The organism is Pseudomonas sp. GD04158, from assembly GCF_029834875.1.
GTDB classification, from domain to species: domain Bacteria; phylum Pseudomonadota; class Gammaproteobacteria; order Pseudomonadales; family Pseudomonadaceae; genus Aquipseudomonas; species Aquipseudomonas hydrolytica.
On sequence record NZ_JAODYT010000071.1, the window covers coordinates 1 to 20,503 of the forward strand.

At 64.7% G+C, this 20,503-nt stretch carries 15 protein-coding genes and 1 pseudogene; 10 read left to right on the forward strand and 6 right to left on the reverse strand.

Features of this window, described 5'->3' with window-relative positions; genetic code table 11:
* The coding region (locus N7333_RS20025; protein ID WP_279859298.1) for a DUF1853 family protein at positions 1 to 663 on the reverse strand (663 nt) is incomplete at its 3' end.
* A gap of 83 nt (positions 664 to 746) precedes the next feature.
* Here N7333_RS20025 and N7333_RS20030 point away from each other — a divergent pair.
* The 10 genes from N7333_RS20030 (at position 747) to N7333_RS20075 (ending at position 14,888) form a co-directional block, all read left to right on the forward strand.
* On the forward strand, positions 747 to 1,634 hold the full coding sequence (locus N7333_RS20030; RefSeq protein ID WP_003244398.1) for an NAD(+) kinase: 888 nt from the start codon (positions 747 to 749) through the stop codon (positions 1,632 to 1,634).
* Complete coding sequence (locus N7333_RS20035) at positions 1,635 to 2,609, forward strand: metallophosphoesterase (RefSeq protein WP_003244400.1); 975 nt, start codon at positions 1,635 to 1,637, stop codon at positions 2,607 to 2,609.
* Positions 2,606 to 3,466, forward strand: coding sequence for a rhomboid family intramembrane serine protease (locus tag N7333_RS20040; RefSeq protein WP_279859299.1), 861 nt, complete (start codon positions 2,606 to 2,608; stop codon positions 3,464 to 3,466). Before N7333_RS20035 ends, N7333_RS20040 begins: the two co-directional genes overlap by 4 nt.
* 79 nt (positions 3,467 to 3,545) lie before the next feature.
* Positions 3,546 to 3,809, forward strand: a complete 264-nt coding sequence (locus N7333_RS20045) for a DUF1315 family protein (RefSeq protein ID WP_003244404.1) — start codon at positions 3,546 to 3,548, stop codon at positions 3,807 to 3,809.
* Positions 3,809 to 4,645: a DUF2797 domain-containing protein gene (locus N7333_RS20050; RefSeq protein WP_279859300.1), complete on the forward strand. Its 837-nt coding sequence runs from the start codon at positions 3,809 to 3,811 to the stop codon at positions 4,643 to 4,645. Before N7333_RS20045 ends, N7333_RS20050 begins: the two co-directional genes overlap by 1 nt.
* A gap of 51 nt (positions 4,646 to 4,696) precedes the next feature.
* Positions 4,697 to 7,354 carry an aminopeptidase N gene (pepN, locus tag N7333_RS20055; RefSeq protein ID WP_279859301.1) on the forward strand — a complete coding sequence of 886 codons (2,658 nt, stop codon included), beginning with the start codon at positions 4,697 to 4,699 and terminating at the stop codon, positions 7,352 to 7,354.
* A gap of 472 nt (positions 7,355 to 7,826) precedes the next feature.
* Positions 7,827 to 9,791, forward strand: a complete 1,965-nt coding sequence (locus N7333_RS20060; RefSeq protein ID WP_003244409.1) for a DUF1302 domain-containing protein — start codon at positions 7,827 to 7,829, stop codon at positions 9,789 to 9,791.
* 68 nt (positions 9,792 to 9,859) lie between these two features.
* Positions 9,860 to 11,230, forward strand: coding sequence for a DUF1329 domain-containing protein (locus tag N7333_RS20065; RefSeq protein WP_003244411.1), 1,371 nt, complete (start codon positions 9,860 to 9,862; stop codon positions 11,228 to 11,230).
* A 208-nt stretch (positions 11,231 to 11,438) separates the two neighbouring features.
* The gene (locus tag N7333_RS20070; protein ID WP_279859305.1) at positions 11,439 to 12,515 is read left to right on the forward strand and encodes a YCF48-related protein; all 1,077 of its coding nucleotides are present in this window, start codon (positions 11,439 to 11,441) and stop codon (positions 12,513 to 12,515) included.
* 18 nt (positions 12,516 to 12,533) lie between these two features.
* The gene (locus N7333_RS20075; RefSeq protein WP_003244414.1) at positions 12,534 to 14,888 is read left to right on the forward strand and encodes an RND family transporter; all 2,355 of its coding nucleotides are present in this window, start codon (positions 12,534 to 12,536) and stop codon (positions 14,886 to 14,888) included.
* Positions 14,889 to 15,262: 374 nt separating this feature from the next.
* Here N7333_RS20075 and N7333_RS20080 read toward each other — a convergent pair whose 3' ends face one another.
* From N7333_RS20080 to N7333_RS20100, 5 genes and pseudogenes are all read right to left on the reverse strand, one after another.
* Positions 15,263 to 16,903: a BatD family protein gene (locus N7333_RS20080; protein WP_279859303.1), complete on the reverse strand. Its 1,641-nt coding sequence runs from the start codon at positions 16,901 to 16,903 to the stop codon at positions 15,263 to 15,265.
* Positions 16,900 to 18,666 (reverse strand): VWA domain-containing protein, encoded by a 1,767-nt coding sequence (locus tag N7333_RS20085; protein WP_279859304.1) that lies wholly within the window; start codon positions 18,664 to 18,666, stop codon positions 16,900 to 16,902. The genes N7333_RS20080 and N7333_RS20085 overlap by 4 nt, the downstream gene beginning before the upstream one ends.
* On the reverse strand, positions 18,663 to 19,667 hold the full coding sequence (locus N7333_RS20090) for a VWA domain-containing protein (RefSeq protein WP_012019100.1): 1,005 nt from the start codon (positions 19,665 to 19,667) through the stop codon (positions 18,663 to 18,665). The genes N7333_RS20085 and N7333_RS20090 overlap by 4 nt, the downstream gene beginning before the upstream one ends.
* Entirely contained in the window at positions 19,660 to 20,154 is a 495-nt protein-coding gene (locus N7333_RS20095; protein WP_148117770.1) for a DUF4381 domain-containing protein, read from the reverse strand. Before N7333_RS20095 ends, N7333_RS20090 begins: the two co-directional genes overlap by 8 nt.
* Positions 20,151 to 20,503 (reverse strand): annotated as a pseudogene (locus N7333_RS20100) (DUF58 domain-containing protein); the annotation flags it as partial. The pseudogene N7333_RS20100 and the gene N7333_RS20095, both read right to left, overlap by 4 nt.

Sequence of the window (20,503 nt, forward strand, 5' to 3'; positions counted from 1 at the left end):
GTGGTCGAGCGATGCGCCGCGCGGCGACGAGCAGGGCGCGGCCCAAGGATAGAACAGGTAGCCGCCCAGCCAGAAGGCAGCCCTTGTCTCGGCCATCTGCAGTTCATTGAGGGCGCCGCGCGCCTCACGGCGCGAGGATAGCGGCAACTGATGTTGGGCGAGGTGGCTCAGCTTCAGGTCGAGCCGGTCATGGCTGCCCGGGCCGAGCCATTGTGCGGGGTCGTTGCCGTCGGCGGCGCTGGGGCCGAGGTAGAGCTTCACCGCCAGCTCCACATGATGTTCACCTTCAGCGTCGCGTAGCAGCAGGTCCAGCTCGCCGAGCGTCTGCCCGTTGTGCCGGATCGGCAGGTTGGCTGTGACGATTTCCACGTCGGGAGCCGCGAGCAGGGCGAACTGCCACAGGCGTTCGTAGTACAGCCCGAGGCGGCGCGCGGGTTTTTGCGCCAGCCAGCCGTGCAGGGCATCCGGGTCCTGGTCCTGGCGCTCGAGCCATTGCCCGAGCAAACCCGGCTGTTGCCGCCAGCGACTGGCCTGCAGCGGGTGGCGCTGCGGCCTGGCCGTCTCGCCCAGCAACGGGGGCGACAGCAGCACCCAGGCCAGATCGCGTACGGCAGGCGTGCGCAGCGCTCGCAGCAGTTCGGGCAGCGGATCGAGGTTGGTCATGGGCCGAGCATAGCGCGGTTTGCTGCGGCCCAGGCCTTTGGCCGATAATCCCCGTTCGTTCCTTTCTGTCTGGCGGGAGTCCCATGGAGCAATTTCGCAATGTCGGCATCATCGGGCGCCTGGGGAGCACGCGGGTGCTGGAGACCGTGCGCCGGCTCAAGCGCTTCCTCATCGACCGCCACCTGCACGTGATCCTCGAGGACACCATTGCCGACGTGCTGCCTGGGCACGGCCTGCAGACTTCCTCGCGCAAGATGCTCGGCGAAGTCTGCGACCTGGTGATCGTCGTCGGCGGCGACGGCAGCATGCTCGGCGCCGCCCGCGCCCTGGCGCGGCACAAGGTGCCGGTGCTGGGGATCAACCGCGGCAGCCTGGGTTTTCTCACCGACATCCGCCCCGATGAGCTGGAACTGAAGGTGGCACAGGTGCTCGAAGGTCAGTACCTGACCGAGAACCGCTTCCTGCTCGAGGCCGAGGTGCGCCGCCAGGGCGAGGCCATCGGGCAGGGCGATGCGCTCAACGACGTTGTACTGCACCCCGGCAAGTCGACGCGGATGATCGAGTTCGAGCTGTACATCGATGGCCAGTTCGTCTGCAGCCAGAAGGCCGACGGCCTGATCGTCGCCACCCCGACCGGCTCGACCGCCTACGCACTGTCTGCCGGCGGGCCGATCATGCATCCCAAGCTCGATGCCATCGTGGTGGTGCCGATGTACCCGCACACCCTGTCCAGCCGGCCCATCGTGGTCGACGGCAACAGCGAGCTGAAGGTGGTGGTGTCGCCGGACATGACCATCTACCCGCAGGTCTCCTGCGACGGCCAGAACCACTTCACCTGCGCGCCGGGCGATACCCTGCACGTGGCCAAGAAGGCGCAGAAGCTGCGCCTGATCCATCCGCTGGATCACAATTATTACGAGGTCTGTCGCACCAAGCTCGGCTGGGGTAGCCGTCTCGGAGGGCATGACTGAATGCCCCTCGACCCCGCTCGTGGCTACGACCTGATCGGCGACATCCACGGTTGCGCGCGCACCCTCGAACGCTTGCTCGAGCGCCTGGGTTACAGTCGCCAGAGTGGTACCTGGCGCCATCCCTCGCGCATGGCGATCTTCCTCGGCGATCTGGTCGACCGTGGTCCCGGCATCCGCGAGACCCTGCACCTGGTGCGTGACATGGTCGATGCCGGCCAGGCGCTGTGCATCATGGGCAACCACGAATTCAACGCCCTGGGCTGGAGCACGCCGGCGCCACCCGGTAGCGGTCGTCAGTACGTGCGCGAGCACAGCCCGCGCCACCAGCGCCTGATGCGTGAAACCCTGCAGCAGTTCGAACTCTATCCGCAGGAGTGGCGGGAGTTTCTCGGCTGGTTCTACCAGATGCCGCTGTTTCTCGACGCCGGCGATTTCCGCGTGGTGCATGCCTGCTGGGACGCCGAGCTGATCGCACCGCTCAAGGCGCAATTTCCCGACGGCTGCATCGACGAGCATTTCCTGCAGGCCTCGGCGGTGCCTGGCAGTTTCGCCAACATGGCGCTCGATCGCCTGCTGCGCGGCACCGACATGCGCCTGCCGCACGGCCTGACCCTGACCAGCGGCGACGGTTTTACCCGTTCCTACTTCCGCACCAAGTTCTGGGAAGAGAACCCGCAGACCTATGGCGATATCGTGTTTCAGCCCGATGCCCTGCCGGAGCTGGCGGCGCAGACGCCCCTGACCGAGCTGCAGAAGGACGAGTTGCTGCGCTATGGGGCGCATGAACCGCCGCTGTTCGTCGGTCACTACTGGCGGCGCGGCAAGCCCGCGCCGATCCGGCCCAATCTGGCCTGCCTGGACTACAGCGCGGTGGTCGGCGGCAAGCTGGTGGCCTACCGCCTGGACCGGGAGCAGCGCCTGGAGGCGAGCAAGTTCGTCTGGGTCGATGTCGATCCGCAGGAGGCGCCGCGATGACCGCCGTCGCCGTGCTGCGCCTGCCGCTGGACACCGATCTGAGCGGTTTCGTGGCCTTGCTCAGGCGCCTGGGCGTGCCGCATCGCGTGGCCGAGGAGGGCGGGCAGCAGGTGCTCTGGGTGCCGGGCGAACAGCTGGCCGAGCAGGTACGTGAGCTCTACGCGCGGCATCCCGACGGCGAGGCTGGGGAGCTACTGCCCGAGCCCGTCCAGCCGGCGCGTGAGGGGATGCTCAGGCAATTGCTGGCCAATCCGCTCACGGCCGCCGTGCTGCTGCTGACCTTCGTGGTGTTCGCCGTGACCGCTGCCGGTGAGAACTATGCCGCGATCCGCTGGCTGAGCTTCGTCGACTTTCGCATCGACGGCGAGCACATCTACCTGACCTATCTGGATGCCACCCTGGGCAGCGGTCAATGGTGGCGCCTGATCACGCCGATGCTGATTCACTTCGGCTGGCTGCATCTGGCGATGAACAGCCTGTGGTACTGGGAGCTGGGCCGGCGTATCGAGTTCCGCCAGGGCGCCCTGGGGCTGCTCGGGTTGACCTTGCTGTTCGGCCTGGCGTCGAATTTCGCCCAGTACTGGTGGACGGGACCGTCATTGTTCGGCGGGCTTTCCGGCGTGCTTTACGGCCTGCTCGGGCATTGCTGGATCTACCAGCGCCTGGCACCGAACCCGGCCTATCGTCTGCCGCCGGGCGTGCTGGTGATGATGCTGGCCTGGCTGCTGATCTGCATGACCGGCATTTTCGAGCTGTTGCAGTTCGGCGCCATCGCCAACGCCGCACATGTCGGCGGCTTGCTCACCGGCTGCCTGACCGGGTTGCTTGGCGGTATGCTGGCCCGACGAACGATTTAAAGCCTGTGAGGCGGGTGAAACCCGCCATCGCGGCATTTTGGCGGGTTTCATCCGCCCTACGATTTACTTGGAGACCTTTATGTCGTCCTTTCTCGAAGCGATCGAAAACATCACCCCGGAAATCTACGAGAGCCTCAAGCTGGCCGTGGAAATCGGCAAGTGGCCCGATGGCCGCAAGTTGACCCAGGAGCAGAAAGAGCTGAGCCTGCAGGCGATGATCGCCTGGGAAATGCAGAACCTGCCGGAAGAAGAGCGCACCGGCTATATGGGCCCGCAGGAGTGCAAGTCCAAGTCCGAGCCGGTGCCGAACCTGCTGTTCAAGTCCACGGATACCCTGCACTGATGAGCGAGCTGGGACGTGGCTCGCTGAGCAAGATGAAGGCGCGGCTGGACGCGCCGGTGCAGTACGCCTTCCGCCTGGGCGATGAGGAGGTGCCGGTCAACCCGCTGGTGGGCAAGCACCTGCGCCTGGAATACCTCGGCGCCATTCATTGCACGCACTGCGGGCGCAGAACCAAGACCAGTTTCAGCCAGGGCTACTGCTACCCCTGCATGCAGAAGCTGGCGCAATGCGATATCTGCATCATGAGCCCGGAGAAGTGCCATTTCGATCAGGGCACCTGCCGCGAACCGAGCTGGGGCGAGCAGTTCTGCATGACCGATCATGTCGTGTACCTGGCCAACTCCAGCGGCGTGAAGGTGGGCATCACTCGTGCCAGCCAGGTGCCGACGCGCTGGATCGACCAGGGCGCGACCCAGGCCTTGCCGATCCTGCGTGTGGCCACCCGGCAGCAGTCCGGTTTCGTCGAGGACCTGTTGCGCAGCCAGGTGGCGGACAAGACCAACTGGCGCGCGCTGCTCAAGGGCGATGCCGTACCGGTCGACCTGCTGGCGATTCGCGAGCAACTGTTTGCCAGTTGTGCCGCGGGCATCACCGAACTGCAGCAGCGTTTCGGCCTGCAAGCCGTCCAGCCGCTGAGCGCCGCTGAAGTGCTGGAGATTCGTTACCCCATCGCGGCCTACCCGGCCAAGATCACCAGCTTCAATCTGGACAAGCAGCCCCTGGCGGAGGGTACCCTGCTCGGTATCAAGGGCCAGTACCTGATGTTCGACACCGGCGTGATCAATATCCGCAAGTACACCGCCTATCAGTTGGCCATCCACGAGATCGCCGCCTGACACCCGATTGCCACCGGCGCCCGGCGCGCCGCAGACGAGAGGCCAAGAGCCATGCGCACCGAACAATCCAAGACCGTCTATCTGAAGGACTATCAGGTTCCCGATTACCTGATCGACGAAACCCACCTGACCTTCGAGCTGTTCGAGGATCACAGCCTGGTGCATGCGCAGCTGGTCATGCGTCGCAACCCCGAAGCTGGCGCCGGCCTGCCCAAGCTGGTGCTCGATGGCCAGCAACTGGAGCTGTTGGAACTCAAGCTCGACGACCGTGAGCTGGGGGCGGCCGATTACACCCTGACCGACAGCCACCTGACCCTGCAGCCGACCCAGGAGCGCTTCGTGGTCGACAGCAGCGTGCGCATTCACCCGGAGAGCAACACCGCGCTGGAAGGCCTGTACAAGTCCGGCAAGATGTTCTGCACCCAGTGCGAGGCCGAGGGCTTTCGCAAGATCACCTTCTACCTCGACCGCCCGGACGTGATGAGCAAGTTCACCACCACGGTCAGCGCCGAGCAGCATGCCTACCCGGTGCTGCTGTCCAACGGCAATCCGATTGCCAGCGGTTCGGAAGAGGGCGGCCGTCATTGGGCGACCTGGGAAGACCCGTTCAAGAAGCCGGCCTATCTGTTCGCCCTGGTCGCCGGTGACCTCTGGTGTGTCGAAGACAGCTTTACCACCATGAGCAGTCGCGAAGTGGCGCTGCGCATCTACGTCGAGCCGGAGAACATCGACAAGGTGCAGCACGCCATGGACAGCCTCAAGCGCTCGATGAAATGGGACGAGGAGGTCTATGGCCGTGAGTACGACCTGGACATCTTCATGATCGTCGCGGTCAACGACTTCAACATGGGCGCCATGGAGAACAAGGGTCTCAACATTTTCAACTCCAGCTGCGTGCTGGCCAAGGCCGAGACCGCTACCGATGCCGCGCACCAGCGCGTCGAGGCGGTGGTGGCGCACGAGTACTTCCACAACTGGTCGGGCAATCGCGTGACCTGCCGCGACTGGTTCCAGCTGTCGCTCAAGGAAGGCTTCACCGTGTTCCGCGACAGCGAGTTCTCCGCCGATACCCACTCGCGCACCGTCAAACGCATCGAGGACGTTGCCTACCTGCGTACCCATCAGTTCGCCGAGGACGCCGGCCCAATGGCCCATCCGGTGCGCCCGGACGCGTACATGGAAATCTCCAACTTCTACACCCTGACTATCTACGAGAAGGGTTCGGAAGTGCTGCGCATGATTCACACCCTGCTCGGGCCGGAACTGTTCCGCAAGGGCTCGGACCTGTACTTCGAGCGCCACGACGGCCAGGCCGTGACCTGCGACGATTTCGTCAAGGCCATGGAGGATGCCAGTGGCATCGACCTGACCCAGTTCAAGCGCTGGTACACCCAGGCCGGCACGCCGCGCCTGGAGGTAAGCGAGGCTTATGACGCCGCCGCGCAGACCTACAGCCTGACCTTCCGCCAGAGCTGCCCGGCCACGCCGGGGCAGAACGAGAAGCTGCCGTTCGTGATTCCCGTGGCGCTCGGCCTGCTCGATGCCCAAGGCAATGAGCTGCCGCTGCGCCTGCAGGGCGAAGGCGCGGCGCAGGGCACCAGTCGCGTGTTGTCGGTGATCGAAGCCGAGCAGACTTTCACCTTCGCAAGCATCGCCGAGAAGCCGCTGCCGTCGCTGCTGCGCGGCTTCAGTGCGCCGGTCAAGCTGCACTTCCCCTATGACCGCGATCAGCTGATGTTCCTCATGCAGCACGACAGCGATGGTTTCAATCGCTGGGAGGCGGGCCAGCAGCTATCGGTACAGGTGCTGCAGGAGCTGATCGGCCAGCACCAGCGCGGCGAGGCTTTGGTGCTGGATCAGCGCCTGGTCACCGCGCTGCGTACCCTGCTCGAAGACGAGTCGCTGGATCAGGCCATGGTCGCCGAGATGCTTTCGCTGCCGGGCGAGGCGTATCTGACCGAGATCAGCGAAGTGGCCGATGTCGAAGCCATCCACGCCGCACGCGAGTTCGCCCGCAAGGAGTTGGCTAGCGCGCTGTTCGCCCCGCTGTGGGCGCGCTACCAGACCAACCGCGAAGTCTCCAAAGCCACGCCTTACGTGGCCGAGGCGGCGCACTTCGCCCGTCGCAGCCTGCAGAACATCGCGCTGTCCTATCTGATGCTCAGCGAGAAAGCCGAAGTGCTGGCGGCCTGCGTCGAGCAGTTCGAAAACGCCGACAACATGACCGAGCGTCTGGCGGCCCTGGCCGTGCTGGTCAACTCGCCGTTCCAGGACGAGCAGGGCAAGGCCCTGGCCATGTTCGCCGACTACTTCAAGGACGATGCCCTGGTCATGGATCAGTGGTTCAGCGTGCAGGCCGGCTGCCCGCTGCCCGGCGGTCTGGAGCGCGTGCACGCGCTGATGCAGCACGAGGCCTTCACCCTGAAGAACCCGAACAAGGTGCGCGCGCTGATCGGCGCCTTCGCCAACCAGAACCTGATCAACTTTCACCGCGCGGACGGGGCGGGCTACCGCTTTCTCGCCGATCAGGTGATCACCCTCAACGCCCTCAACCCGCAGATCGCCTCGCGCCTGCTGGCGCCGCTGACCCGCTGGCGCAAGTACGGCGACGCCCGCCAGGCGCTGATGAAGGCCGAGCTGGAGCGCATCCTCGCCTCCGGTGAGCTGTCCAGCGACGTCTATGAGGTAGTGAGCAAAAGCCTCGCCTAAGACGGGTTCTGCTCTCGAAAAAGTGTTACCGGTCTCTGGCGGGTAACACTTTTTTGTTACCCAATGAAATATGCCTGCAGTTCTTTATGCGCTTGCACACTTAGATTCGGGCTTCGCTGCTTGACAGCGAGACGATCTTCGTCGCTCCGCTGCGCTGCAATGGGCATGCAGAGCGACATAAAGCGTCGGATCGTAGGACAAGATGCGCCATTTTTTCTGACGCATTGGTCAATGGCTGATCAGTCACGAAAAGAAACCGGCCAACAGCTCTCCCAAGCCTGTTTGCGCTGATACACCTGTTTGAATTGGCACCATGGTTGCAAAGCCGAGCAGGATTTAGCCGCGGGTAAGTGCTCATCAGTCATTGCACATCCGCAGCAAATAAAAACAGAAGCCGTCGCCAGTACGGCACATCGCGCCCCGGCATAGGGGATCGCCCAAAAGAATGATCTGTCCTCGGAGTAATGTCTCGATGGAAATTAAGTCCCGCAAGCCCGTTCTGCGTTTTGCACCGGCCAAGGCCGGCTATGCGTTGGCTGGCGTTCTGCCTTTGCTGGTTGCCGCTCAGGCCCAGGCGGTGGAGTTCAGCTTCGCCGATAACGAAATCACCGGTTCCATCGACACTACCGTTTCCTACGGCCAGCTGTGGCGCGTGCAGGGTCAGGACAAGACCAACAACGATATCAACACCAACGACGGCAACCGTAACTTCGATACCGGCCTGGTTTCCGAAGTATTCAAGATCACCACCGATCTGGAAGCCTCCTACCAGAACTACGGTGTATTCATCCGCGGTACCGCTTTCTATGACACTCAGATCATGGACAAGCGCAATAACTACTACGACAACAACACCCCGGCGCAGCCGAGCCAGAGCTTCCCGCGCGACAACAGCTTCACCTACGAGACACGTCACAAGGCCGGCCGTGATGCGCAGATCCTCGACGCCTATGTCTATGGCAACTGGGACGTGGCCGATATGCCGGTTTCCGGTCGCCTGGGTAAGCAGGTGTTCAACTGGGGTGAGGGTCTGTTCTACCGCGGCGGCGTGAATACCACCAACCCGGTCGACGCCGCCAAGTTCCGCCTGCCGGGCTCGGAAGTGAAGGAAGTGCTGGTGCCGGTTGAAGCCCTGAGCTTCAACATCGGCCTGACTGACAACCTGTCCATGGAAACCTTCTATCAGTTCAACTGGAAGGAAACGGCGATCGACCCGGTGGGCACCTATTTCTCCGAGACCGATCTGTTTGCCGATGGTGGTAATACCGCCTACACAACGGTAGGCGCGCTATCCAATCCGTTGTTCCAGTCGCTCTATCCCACCCTGGCAGGTTCCAATTTCGCCGGTCTGCAGGGCACCGATTATCTGGACAGCAACGGCGTTATCAAGGTGGCCAGTGTCGGCTCCGACATCAACGCCAAGAACGATGGCCAGTTCGGCATTGCATTCCGCTATATCGCCGAGGAACTGAACTCCACAGAGTTCGGCTTCTATTTCGTCAACTACCACGCGAAGGAACCTACCATCTACGCCGATATCAACTCCACTTATGCGGGGTTGAACATTGACCAACTGGCGGGGCTGGGTGGTTTCGCCTCTTACGACCAGCTGGTGCAGGCCGCCGCTGGCAATGCCGCCGCCGCTCAGGTGCTCGGCCTCGTCAACGGTGCCGCCGCGGTAGACGTAGCCAACCAGGTCAACGCCCGCCGCGAGTATGCCGAAGATATCCGCATGTACGGCATGAGCTTCAACACCACGGTCGGCGAGGCCTCGGTGTTCGGTGAGCTGTCCTACCGTCCTAATCTGCCAATCGGTATCGCCACCACCAACGATCTGCTCGGTGATCTGCTTGGTCAGGCGGCCTATCTGGCCGACGGTCGTCAGGTCAACATCGGCGGTCAACTGGTCGATATCAATGATCAAATCCACAACTCCGAGCGGGTCGAGGCCTTCAACACCTCGCTGGGCACCATTTACAACTTCGGCCCCTCGTTCGGTTTCGACTCGTTGTTCGGTGTAGCCGAGCTGGGTTCGGAGCACATTCGGGGCAGCAGCCTGCAATACACCGCTTACGATGGCAGTCGCCGCTATTACTCCGGCCGCGGCAATGGCTCCTACGTCTCCGGCTACGACCGCGACGACCAGATCAACAAGAACGCCTACGGCTACACCCTGGTGCTGTCCGGTACCTGGAACGACGTCTACGCCGGCGTGAACCTGTCGCCGTTCGCCGTGTTCAAGCATGACTTCGAAGGCAACTCGCACCAGACCGGCAACTTCATCGAAGGACGCAAGGCCTACACCCTGGGTATGCGCGCCAGCTACCTGAACAGCCTGGAAGCCGAGATCCAGTACACCGAGTTCTACGGCGCTGGCCAGAACAACGGCGCGCGTGATCGCGACAACATCGGCGTCAACGTCAAGTACTCGTTCTAATACCCATAACCAGAAAAAACGCCGGGCGCCGTTGGGCGCCCGGTCAGACTCTTCACGGAGAATTACCCATGCTGAACAAGCACAGGCTGATGGCCGTAGCCGTTGCGCTGGCGTTTTCCGCCGGTTCCGCGCTGGCTGCCGTTTCCCCGCAGGAAGCCGCCAAACTCGGCGATACCCTGACTCCCTTCGGTGCCGAGAAGGCCGGCAACGCGGCCGGCACCATCCCGGCCTGGACCGGTGGCATCACCCAGGCGCCGGCCGGCTACACCCGCTCGGGCCAGCACCACGTCAACCCGTTCCCGGAAGACAAGCCGCTGTTCACCATCACCGCGGCCAACCTGAGTCAGTACGAGGCCAACCTGACCCCGGGTCAGATCGCCATGTTCAAGGCCTATCCGGAAACCTATCAGATGCCGGTGTACCAGACCCGCCGCTCCGGCTCCGCGCCGCAGTGGGTCTATGACAACACCATCAAGAACGCCACCAGCGCCAAGCTGGCCGATGGCGGCAACGGTTTCACCAACGCCTATGGCGGCATTCCGTTCCCGATTCCGCAGAACGGCGTCGAGGCTCTGTGGAACCACATCGCCCGCTACCGCGGCACCTACATCGTGCGTCGTGCATCGGAAGTAGCCGTGCAGCGCAACGGTTCCTACTCGCTGGTCACCTCGCAGCAGGAGGCCATGTTCAAGTACTACGTGCAGAACGGCTCCTTCGCCGACCTGAACAACATCATGTTCTACTACCTGTCGTTCACCACCAGCCCGGCACGTCTGGCCGGTGGCGCGACCCTGGTTCACGAGACCCTGGATCAGGTCAAGGAGCCGCGTCAGGCCTGGGGCTACAACGCCGGTCAACGTCGCGTGCGTCGTGCGCCGAACCTGGCCTACGACACGCCGATCGCCGCCGCCGACGGTCTGCGCACCGCCGACGACACCGACATGTTCAACGGTGCTCCGGATCGCTACGAGTGGAAGCTGGTAGGCAAGAAGGAAATCTACATCCCGTACAACAACTACAAGGTCACCAGCCCCGACGTTAAGTACAAGGACCTGCTGCAGGTCGGCCACCTGAACCCGGCCCTGACCCGTAACGAGCTGCACCGCGTCTGGGTGGTGGAAGGCACGCTGAAGTCCGGCGCTCGCCATATCTATTCCAAGCGTACCCTGTTCCTCGATGAGGACAGCTGGCAGGCCGCCGTGGTCGATCAGTACGATGGTCGTGGCGAGCTGTGGCGCGTCTCCATCGCCTACCTGAAGAACTACTACGATCTGCCGACCACCTGGTCCGCACTCGACGTGTTCCACGATCTGCAGGCGCGTCGCTACCACGTGCAGAACCTGGATAACGAAGAGAGCAACACCATCGACTTCGGTCAGGCGATTCCGGACGACGGCTACTTCAAGCCGGCAGCCCTGCGTCGTCGCGGCACGCGATAATAGTCGTGTAGTCGTATGCGAAGGCCGCTACAGTAGTAGCGGCCTTTTTTGCATCAGCTGGACGAATAGGCTTCTATAACGCGGGTTCTGCCTTAACAAAACATAACGTCGCGCCAATTGTCAGGGCTTTCCGAAGCTCGCTAGGATGGGCGGAATAAGTAGCACCGCCTATAACAAGAAAGGGGGAAGGTATATGAGTGAGCCCGTCATGCGGCGCACCCAGTCCGGTCTGGCGTCCACCGTGGCGCGCAAACCGGCGCTCCGTGTCCATTCGCCGCTGGCTAAAGCGCTCTCGCTGTGCAGTGTGCTTTCCATTCTGGTTCTTGCTGCCGCACCCTTGCAGGCCGAGACCTCGGCTCCAGAAGCGGGTTATGCCATCGAGTCGCCCAAGGCCGTGCACAGCCTGCTGCTCGATGTGGTCAACACCGGCGAGCGCCTGGTTGCCGTCGGTGACCGTGGCCATGTCCTCTATTCCGACGATCAGGGTCAGAGCTGGCAGCAGGCCAAGGTGCCGACCCGGCAGATGCTGACCTCCCTGTTTTTCGTCGATGCCCTGCATGGCTGGGTGGTCGGTCACGACGCGCAGATTCTCGCGACCACCGATGGCGGCAAGACCTGGACCAAGCAGTTCGAGGACCTCGAGCGCGAAGCGCCGCTGCTGGACGTCTGGTTCAAGGATCTTCAGACCGGTTACGCCGTGGGCGCCTATGGCGCACTGCTGGAAACCACAGATGGCGGTGCCAACTGGGAAGACGTCAGCGACCGTCTCGACAACGAAGACGCCTATCACCTCAATGCCATCACCGCGGTGAAGGAGACCGGCCTGTTCATCGTCGGCGAACTGGGCGGCATGTTCCGTTCGCGCGATTGGGGCCAAACCTGGGAAGCGGTGGAGGACAAGCCCTACGAGGGCTCGCTGTTCGGCGCCCTGGGTACGGACGAGGCCGGCACGCTGCTGGTTTACGGCCTGCGTGGCCACCTGTTCCGCTCCACCGATTTCGGTGACAGCTGGCAGCAGATCTCCCTCAACACACCGAACAATGGTCCGCTGGAGTTCGGCCTGGCCGATGGCACCCTGCTGCGTGACGGCAGCGTCGCCGTGGTCGGCCATGGCGGCACCGTGCTGCGCAGCACGGATCACGGTCAGAGCTTCAGTCTGATCAATCGTCCCGACCGCCTCTCGCTGGCCGGGGTAACTGCACTGGATAACGGCAACCTGATCCTGGTGGGGCAGGGCGGCGTTCACCTCGCCGCCTCGACTGGCGCCGATCTGGGCCAACAATAACAAGCCGGGAGCCTTTGCATGACCAAGCATCAACACAAGCCTGCCTCCTTTCTCGAGCGGCTGATTTTCAACAATCGCCCGGCGGTGATCCTGATCTGCCTGCTGATCAGCATCTTCCTGTTCTACCAGGCTGCCCAGGTACGCCCGCAGACCAGCTTCGAGAAGATGATTCCGCTGGGCCACCCCTACATCCAGAAGATGCTCGAGCACCGCAACGACCTGTCCAACCTGGGCAATACCGTGCGGATTTCGGTGGAGGCCACCGAGGGCGACATCTTCAGCAAGGAATACATGGAGACCCTACGTCAGGTTCATGACGAGGTGTTCTACATCCCCGGCGTCGACCGTTCCGGTCTCAAGTCGCTGTGGAGCCCGAGCGTACGCTGGACCGAAGTGACCGAAGAGGGCTTCGCCGGTGGCGAGGTGATTCCGCAGACCTACGACGGTTCCGCCGACAGCCTGGAAGACCTACGCAGCAACATCCTCAAGTCCGGCCAGATCGGCCGTCTGGTAGCGAACAACTTCAAGTCCAGCATCGTCGACGTGCCGCTGCTGGAGTCCTATCCGGACCCGGAAGATCAGAGCAAGCTGATCAAGCTGGACTACCAGAAGTTCTCCCACGAGCTGGAAGAGAAGATTCGCGAGAAGTACGAGGCGCAGAATCCTAACGTCAAGGTGCACATCATCGGCTTTGCCAAGAAGGTCGGCGACCTGATCGATGGCCTGGTGGGCGTGGCGCTGTTCTTCGCCGTCGCCATCGGCATCACCTTCGTGCTGCTGCTGTGGTTCACCCACTGCTTCAAGAGCACCCTGGCCGTGGTGATCACCACCCTGATCGCGGTGATCTGGCAGCTCGGCCTGCTGCACACCCTGGGCTTCGGTCTCGATCCCTATTCGATGCTGGTGCCGTTCCTGGTGTTCGCCATCGGTATCTCCCACGGGGTACAGAAGATCAACGGCATCGCCATGGCCTCGGGCGAGGCGACCGACGCGCTCTCCGCTGCGCGCATGGCCTTCCGTCAGCTGTTCATCCCCGGCCTGGTGGCGCTGCTGTCCGACGCCGTGGGTTTCGTCACCCTGCTGCTGATCGACATCGGCGTGATTCGCGAGCTGGCCATCGGCGCCTCGATGGGCGTGGCGGTGATCATCCTCACCAACCTGATTCTGCTGCCTGTACTGATTTCCTACATCGGCATCGGCAAGCGTGCGGTGAAGAAGAGTCGTGAGGAGGCTGCCAAGGATCATCCGATCTGGCGCGCCATTTCCAACTTCGCTCACCCGATGGTGGCACCGATCTCCGTGGTCATCGCTGTCGTGGCGCTGGCTGGTGGCGTCTGGTATGGACAGAACCTGAAGATCGGCGATCTCGACCAGGGCGCTCCCGAGCTGCATCCGGATTCGCGCTACAACCTGGACAACGACTTCGTCATCCGCAACTACTCGACCAGTTCCGACGTGCTGGTGGTGATGATCAAGACCGGCCCCGAGGGCTGCTCCACCTATGACAGCCTGGCCGCGATGGACGAGCTGATGTGGAAGATGGAGAACACCGAGGGCGTGCAGTCGGCCATCTCCATGGTTACCGTGTCCAAGCAGGTGATCAAGGGCATGAACGAGGGCAACCTGAAATGGGAAACCCTGTCGCGCAACCAGGACGTGCTGAACAACTCCATCGCCCGTGCCGAAGGCCTGTACAACGCCGACTGCTCGGTGGCACCGGTGCTGGTGTTCCTCGAGGATCACAAGGCCGAGACCCTGTCGCGCGCGGTAGCCGCGGCCGAGGAGTTCGCCGCGCAGCACAACACCGACGAGCTGCAGGTGGTGCTGGCGGCCGGTAACGCCGGTATCGAGGCGGCCACCAACGAGGTGATCGCCGCGTCCGAGACCACCATGCTGATCGCCGTGTATGCCGCGGTGAGCATCATGTGCCTGCTGACCTTCCGTTCGCTGGCCGCGACCCTGTGCGTGATCCTGCCGCTGGTGTTGACCTCGGTGCTGGGCAACGCGCTGATGGCCTTCATGGGCATCGGCGTGAAGGTCGCCACCCTGCCGGTGATCGCCCTGGGCGTGGGTATCGGTGTGGACTACGGCATCTACATCTACAGCCGTCTGGAGACTTACCTGCGTCAGGGGCTGTCGCTGCAGGACGCCTACTACGAGACGCTCAAGTCCACCGGTAAGGCGGTGCTGTTCACCGGCGTCTGCCTGGCCATCGGCGTGGCGACCTGGATCTTCTCGGCGATCAAGTTCCAGGCCGACATGGGCCTGATGCTGACCTTCATGTTCCTCTGGAACATGATCGGCGCGATCTGGCTGCTGCCGGCCCTGGCCCGCTTCCTGATCAACCCGGAGAAGCTGCGCGCCAAGGCCTGATGCCCTTTGCGTAAAACGAGAACCGCGGCCGAGTGCCGCGGTTTTTGTTTTATGGCTTTGGCGCTGACGAGAAGGCCTCGCTGTCGCGGCAGTCGGTGCGCACGGCGCACCCTACCCAGGTCGCATCTCCCTCCGCGTGGGGTGCGCCATACGCATCGGGCATATGCAAGCCAACGGAATGGGGGCAGGTTGTTTCGTTGGCCGTTCCTGCCCGATCCAGTCCGTAGCCCGGATAAACTCCGGGGCTCTGTCCCGGCGACTGAATGCGCGGTTACCGGCCAGGGCGGATGATCGGTTGCCGAGCATGGCAGAGCGCGAACAGTGCCGGCATGGCCAATTGGGCGGTGCGCGCGGCGCACCCTACGGGACGCCTATCAGCGTGGATAGAGCGGTGGTAGCGCGCCATTTTCCTGTGGCGTACTGCTCGGCTCCTGGGCGGCCGGCAGGTTGCGGATCGCCTTCCACAGTTCCTCGCCCTGCCATTGCTGGCCCACTTCGCTGTACAGCGCGCCGTTGAGGCCGTCCAGCGCATCCGACAGCGGCACGTAGCGCGCTGCCATGTCGGCCAGGGTCTCGGGTTGCTGGCGTGCCCAGGCGTCCAGAGCATGTCGAGTGGCCTGGGCATCGCCGGTCTGGCAGGCACGCTTGATGTCGTCGAGCAGGGTGCGCGGGCTGGGCCCGCTCTGCGCGGCACGCTGGATCGCCGGTTGCCGGCGGGCGTGCCACCACAGGCCGAAGCCGAGCAGGGTGCTCAGGCTGAGCAGGGCGCACGCCAGCTGCCAGGGCCACAGCTCCGGACCCTCGATCACCTGAGTCGTCACCATCGGCGTGTTGGGCTGTTCCTCGTTCTGCAGTTGCGGGTTCTCCGCGACCTGCAGGGTGCGCGCCGACAGGGTGGTGCGCTCCAGACTGTCGGTCTGGGTGTTCCACCACACCACTTCGAGCGGCGGCAGGTCGAAGCTGCCGCTGCGGCTGGGCACCAGTGCCTCGCGTTCCTCGCGCGTGCCGATGACGCCGTTTTCGCTCTTCTGATCGCTCAGTTGCGGCTGGTCGGGATACCGGCGCAGCCCTTCCACCTGGGTGGCCGGTAGCGGTGGCAGCTGCGCACTGGAGAGGCCGTCGACCTTGAGAATGAGGCGGCGGGTCAGCGAGTCGCCGACCTGGCTCTGCTCCGGTTGCGGATTCCAGGTTTCCGCCAGGCCCAGGGCGCGAGCCGGCAACCAGGGGGCGTCGGCGGGGTAGTCGGCGGGTTTGGCCTTGACCTGCAGGGGGATGTCCGGCGACTTCACTCGCGACACTCGACCCGAACGGGGGCCGAAGGGCAGGAAATCGCTGCCGCCGGAACGGTCGACCAGGGTGGCGCTGAACGTCTGGCCGGGAATGACCAGCTCACCGCTGCGCTGCGGGTAGATGGCGTACTGCAGTTCGATCACGCCGTGACGCACGCCGCCGATGCTTTTCTCGTAGGTGCGCGGCTCGCCGAGTTGCTCGATGCGCGCATCCTTCATCTGCAGCGGGGTCAGGCTGTTGTCGTCATACATCGAGACCGAATGGTAGATGCGCAGGGTCAGTACGGCCTGGGCCTGCACGTAGACACTGTCCTGATCGAGGCTGGCGTCGATGAACACCGGGGCCAGCTTCTCGCCGTTGCCGCGCTCGCCGGCCGCCTCGACCTGCAGCGTGATCGGCAGGGTTTCGGCGTCTTCCAGGCGAATCGGCGGAATCACCACCTCGCCACTGCGCCTGGGCTGCAGTGTCAGCATCCAGCGCGTGCTGGCGCGCGGCGTATCGCCGATGCTGCTGAGGCGATTGACCTGACGGCTGCCGACGATCTCGAAGTGCTCGTCCAGGGGGCTCAGGTCGGGGCGGCCGAAGCGGGTGGGGTCGGTCGATTCGAGGGTCAGCACCACGGTCTCGCCCTCGCTGAGACGGGTGCGGTCGACGCTGGCGAAGAAGGCCTCGGCGCTGGCCTGGCCCGCGACCAGTAGGAGAAGCAGGATGGCGAGACGCTTCATCGATTTGGGTCCTGACGCTGTTGCTGTTCGTACCAGAATTTGCGCCGCAGCAGCTCGCCCGGATCGTCCGGGATCTGCCGCAGCCATTGCTCCAGGGCCTGGCGACGTTCGTCGGCGCTGCCCAGGTCGGCTTCGCCGCGTGGGCGTTCGAGCACCTCGCTGTCGTTCGCCGGCTGCGGCTCGCCGGTCTGGGGCAACGTTTGCGCGGCGCTGTCGTTGCCGTTATCGGCGCTTTGCGCTTCGTCACCGCCCGCCGGCTCACCCGGTTTGCTCGGCTGCGCCGGTTGGCCTGGCTGGGGCTCGTTGCCCTGGCTGGCTGGAGATTCGTTGGCCGCGTCGGATTCGCCGTCCTGTTCCGCCTGCTGCGCCTGGTCGCTGTCGGCCGAGCTCTGCTGCTGTTCGCGTTGGCGCAGCGCCTCTTCGACCAGGGCCTTGTTGTGCTGTGCGGCGCTCAGGTCGGGCTGGCGTTCCAGCGCCTGCTCGAAGGCGTCCAGCGCCGCCTCCAGTTCGCCGGCCTTGGCCAGCGCGTTGCCGCGGTTGTAGTGATCCGCGGCGCTGTCGCCCTGGGCGAAGCGCTCGGCCGCGGCGGCGTAATCGCCGGACTCGTACAGTGCCGTGCCCTGCCATTGGCGGTCGTGGAAACGCTGCGCCGCCTCGGCGGGGCGCTGCGCGTCGAGCAGGCGCTGGCCCTGCTGGTCCGGGCGCAGCCAGAGATCGTCGAAGCTGAACGCGTGGCTGGCCTGCGGCGGCAACATCAGCAGCAGCGGCAGGCAGAACAGCCAGCCACGGCGCCCGGCAAGGGCGGCCAGCAACAGCAGCGGCAGGAGCAACCAATAGCCCTGATCGATCTGGGCATCGAGCTGGGTCGGCTCTCCCGCGGCACGCAGCGCCTGCGGACTGTCGAGCAGGCCGAGGCGGCGCAGGTCCTCGTCATCCAGGCGCATCGATGCGTAGCGCCCGGCATGCGCCTCGGCGGTCTCACGCAGGCCGCGGGCATCGAGGCGGGGAATCAGGATGGCGCCGCGCTCGTCCTTGAGAAAGCTGCCGTCTTCCTGCACCACCGGCGCGCCTTCGCGGCTGCCGACACCGAGGATGAGCAGCGGCACCGTGCGTTTCTCCAGTGCCTGGCGGATGCCGCTGCGCTCCTGCTCGTCCAGCGCGCTGGTGATCAGCAGCAGACGTCCCTGACCCAGCTGCGCCTGATCCAGCAGTTGCAGGGCGCGGACCACAGCCAGATCGGCGCGGCGGCCCGGTTCGGGCATCAGGGACGGCTTGAGCGCTTCGAGCAGGTTGCTGCTGGTGGCCAGGTCGTCGGACAGCGGCACCAGGCCATGGGCGCTGCCGGCGTAGACGATGATCGCGGTCTGCGCGTCGCGCCGGGCTTCGAGCAGGTCGAGCAGCTTGCGCCGCGCCTGCTCCAGGCGATTGGGCGGGCCGTCGGTAGCGAGCATCTGCGGGGTCAGTTCCAGCAGCACCAGCAGCGGGTCGGCCGGCTTCTGGTTGCTCTGCTCGACGCGCTGCCAGCTGGGGCCGAGCAGGGCCAGCAGCGCCAGTGCCCAGGCCAGACCGAGGGCGAGCCAGGGCAGCTTGCTGGTGCGGCCGCTACCGCCCTTGAGCAGGGTCTGGTGAAAGGCTTCCGGCAGCAGCAGCTGCCAGCGCCCGCTCTGCCGCTTGCGGTGCCACAGCCGCCAGAGCAGCCAGGCCAGCAGGGGCACCAGCGCCAGCCACAGCGGGCGCAGCCAGTCCGGCCAGAGCAGGCTCATGCGCGCCTCCGCAGGCGCAGGGGCAGATCGGGCCAGAGCGTACGACCTGCCAGCACCACCGAACCGAGCAGCGCCAGGGCCAGCGGCCAGGCATACAGGGCCTTGGCCGGACGGGCCAGGGTGGGCTGCTGGGCGACCGGCTCGAGACGATCCAGGGTCAGCTCGATCTGGGTCAGCTCGGCCTGATTGCGCGCGCGAAAGTACTCGCCGCCGGTGGCCTCGGCGATGGCGCGCAGGCTGGTTTCGTCCAGGTCCAGCGCGCTGAAGCCGAAGGCTCCGAGCACACCGCTCTGGCGAGGGTCGGCGCCGATGCCGATGGCATAGATGCGCACACCTTCCTCGGCCGCCAGTTGCGCGGCGACCATCGGGTCGATCTCGCCGCCGTTGTTGGCACCATCGGTGATCAGCACCAGCACGCGGCTCTGCGCCGGGCGCTGGCGCAGGCGCTTGACCGCCAGGCCGATGGCATCGCCGATGGCGGTGTTCTTGCCGGCGATGCCGATCATGGCTTCGTCCAGCCAGGTGCGCACGGTGTGGCGGTCGAAGGTCAAGGGCGCCTGCAGATAGGCCTGGCTGCCGAACAGGATCAGGCCGACCCGATCGCCCCGGCGGTCCTCGATGAAGTCACCGAGCAGGCGTTTGACCAGTTCCAGGCGACTGATCGGCTGCTCGTCCCAGTGCATGTCTTCGTAGGCCATGGAGCCGGAGACATCCACCGCCAGTAGCAGGTCACGGCCGCTGGCCGGCAGCGGCAGCGGTTCACCGACCCATTGCGGGCGGGCCGCGGCGCACAGCAGCAGGAGCCAGAGCAGGGCCAGCGGTGCCTGCTGGCGCCAGCTCGGCAGGCCGGCGCGGGCACGGCGTCCACTGAGCGCCTGCAATTCGTCGAGGAAGCTGACGCGCAGCGCCGCATCACCGCTGTCGGCCGGCGGCAACAGCAGGCGCAGCAGCCAGGGCAGCGGTGCGAGCAGGAAGATCCACGGCCAGGCGAGCTCAAACATGCTTGCGAATCCAGATGGCGATGGCCTGGTCGAGCTCGCCTATGGCCTTGTCGCTGAGAGTGCACTGCGGCTTGTAGGCGCCTTCCACCAGGATCATCCAGCGCGTCAGGCCGGCCGCCGGGCAGCGGTTGTCGAGAAAGGCCAGCCAGGCGCGGCTGCTCAGCACATGGCTATGGCTATCCGGGTAGCGCTCGCGGCACAGGCGCTTGAGCAGCGCGTTGATCTGCTGCAGCCAGGGGCCGGCCGCGGCGCCGTCGTAGGGTTTGCGCAACTGCGCCAGCTCCTGCAGGGCGGCCTGGCGCAGCGGGTCGAGGGGCTGTTCGACAACCACCTTGCGCTGTCGCCGACGCCAGCGTCGCAGCAGATGCCAGAGCCCCCAGCCGAGCAGGGGCAGCAGCACGGCAAGCAGCCACCAGCCCGGTGCGGGCGGCCACCAGAGCACGGGCGGCGGATCGATCGGCGGCAGCAGCTGGTCGATGGGGTTCATACCACCTTCCTCGGCCGCAGTGCGCTGAGCTGTTCCTGCAGCTGCTCGACCAGCTCGGCCTGGGTGCTCAGCGGCAGCAGCGGCACGCCGAGTTTCTGCGCCAGGCGCTGCCAGCGCGCTTCGCGTGCCTGCGCCTGGGCGCGGTAGGCCTGGCGCAGATCGCCGTTATGGCTGTCGAGCTCCAGCTGCGCGTCGGCCTGGGTGAAGCGCAGCAGGCCGGCGGCAGGCAGGGCGTGGTCGAGCGGGTCGGACAAGGGCAGCAGCAGCAGATCGATATGCCGCGCGAGCAGGGTCAGTTGTTGCTCGGCGTTGTCGCTCAGCGCGCGTTCGTCGCACAGCACGATCACCA